Origin of the sequence: Lewinella sp. (genome assembly GCF_050633125.1) — a bacterium.
In the GTDB taxonomy this organism is placed as follows: Bacteria; Bacteroidota; Bacteroidia; order Chitinophagales; family Saprospiraceae; genus Lewinella.
Genome location: NZ_JBOEFX010000232.1, coordinates 1 through 1,856, shown reverse-complemented (window position 1 = coordinate 1,856; position 1,856 = coordinate 1). Strand labels below are relative to the sequence as shown.

Sequence of the window (1,856 nt, the reverse complement as noted above, 5' to 3'; positions counted from 1 at the left end):
GGATTACTCACCAACAGAAACAGTCTTAGTGCCGGACACCTTCTCCTTATCTTTAGCTTATCCAGATCCATTTACGGGTAAACCTTCCACCGGAAGTGCTAAGTCACATCAGAGAACAGTATCTGCTTCTACAAAGAAAAGGTCGCCTTCCTCTACTCCCTCAATAATAGAGGAACAACCTAAAGCGATCTCCCCACCAAAACTGATCTATCAAGGCTATTCCATCAATAACAGCGAGGTTACGCGTGTCCGCTTACAGCTCAATGGCAAAGGTATCACCTATCGCTTGGACGAGGAAAAAGAAGGAATTCGAGTGGTGGCAATGAGTAGAGATTCAATAATTGTATTGAAAGAAAATTCGCGCTTCGTTTTTCCTCGTCAAGGTGGATAGAACAAGTCGAATAATTATCAGATAAAATAATCACTCTTCGCCGCCAACTTAGCACTATCCATGTTACTACACCGCAAATAGATTTGTAAGGTCTTAATGTTCTCCCAACCACCAAGATCTGCAATTGTCTTAATACTGAACTCTCCGCTGAGGTAAAGGTTCGTAGCGGCGCTTCGCCTGGCCGTGTGCATGGTAATAAAAGAACTTTTAGGTGCAGTAACATCCCCCTGCTCGACTATGTCGTTGATCCCTGCCGACACGATTGCCATTTTTAGTTGGCGATTGGCTTGTTGATTGGTACCCCAGGAGAAGTCAAAGTTATATTTTTTCATCAATTCCATTGCTCTTGTCCTGACCGGTATCGTTGCCTCTTTCTGGGTTTTCCCAGCCCGGTACCTTAGAAAGATCCTGTTGTCAATTTCGATAAGATTATCAGCAGTTATTTTTTGCAAGTCTGAAAAACGCAGGAGGAAGTAGTAAGCGACCAAGAACCGATCAAGTTCCTTTTCTAAGTGTGGCTGAGTCCTAAGATCGATGCTTTCAAGAATGGCTATTTCTTTTTCGGTAAGGAAGATTTTATTGGACTTATTTAGGCGTGGCCTCCGGAATCCTTTTTCTCGGTGAATAGTGTTCTCGTGGATTTTTCTTTCCAGGCCTATATTCATTACCCTCTTCAGTATTTTTACGTGCTTGTCTATACCTGGTAGCTGGCAATTCCCATCGGTGGATAAAAAAGTCGTAAAATTCTGGTAAAAGTTCATATCCAGACCTTCCAGGGTTGGCTTATCACCGCTCTTTTGCTCGTATTCTACGAGTCTGGTGTGGAGGGATCGGTAATTACACAAAGTACCTCTAGTGATCGAAAGTAGACCACTCCTTCCCTCTTCTATTATCTTGTCGACGAATTCCGTTAGACTACTTTTGCCAGATGTCTCAAAGAGATTGCTCCATGAGCCGCCTTCCAGGAAGTGCCGCTCAATATCTAGGCGCATTTTAGCTATTTTGGCATTGTATCTTGAAGCTAAGGGATTCGTATTGCGAACAACCTCCTTACGTTCATCCCAATCTTTAGGAGTCACTTGGATGCCCGTTGAAAAATATTTCTTCTTGTTCAGATGGCTAAAGTAGATTTTTACATCACAAGTGCCATTCTTTTTTACAAAGTAAGTCCAGAGTACCGTTCTAAAATTCATTGCTGGTTATTGTCTTTAGAAGCATTTTAGCTGAATAGGGACAAAAATAACAATAAATAAACAAAAATAACCGATAATAAATACTCAACAAACAAAAAGTGTTTTACTAAACAGCAGCAACTTTGCAGCTAAGAAATCAGCTAATCAATAGACAATCAACAGATTAAGAAAAAAATTACTCACCCCCAAAAACAAAAAAAGCCCGCTTCCAATTGGAAGCGAGCTTTTTTAAGTGACCCGTACGGGATTTGAACCCGTGTTGCCGCCGTGAA

General features: G+C 41.5%; 2 protein-coding genes. One reads left to right on the top strand and one right to left on the bottom strand.

Features of this window, described 5'->3' with window-relative positions; translation table 11 throughout:
• Window positions 1-391, top strand: a 391-nt coding sequence (locus ACRBG0_RS28550) for a hypothetical protein (RefSeq protein ID WP_431490227.1), incomplete at its 5' end; no start/stop codon positions are given.
• A gap of 17 nt (window positions 392-408) precedes the next feature.
• Here the strand turns inward: ACRBG0_RS28550 and ACRBG0_RS28545 are convergent.
• Window positions 409-1,584 (bottom strand): tyrosine-type recombinase/integrase, encoded by a 1,176-nt coding sequence (locus ACRBG0_RS28545; RefSeq protein ID WP_431490226.1) that lies wholly within the window; start codon window positions 1,582-1,584, stop codon window positions 409-411.
• Window positions 1,585-1,856 lie beyond the last annotated feature (272 nt).

Bases quoted from the DNA above. Each gene is read 5' to 3' on its own strand.
- ACRBG0_RS28545 (WP_431490226.1), bottom strand. From the start codon at position 1,584: ATGAATTTTAGAACGGTACTCTGGACTTACTTTGTAAAAAAGAATGGC.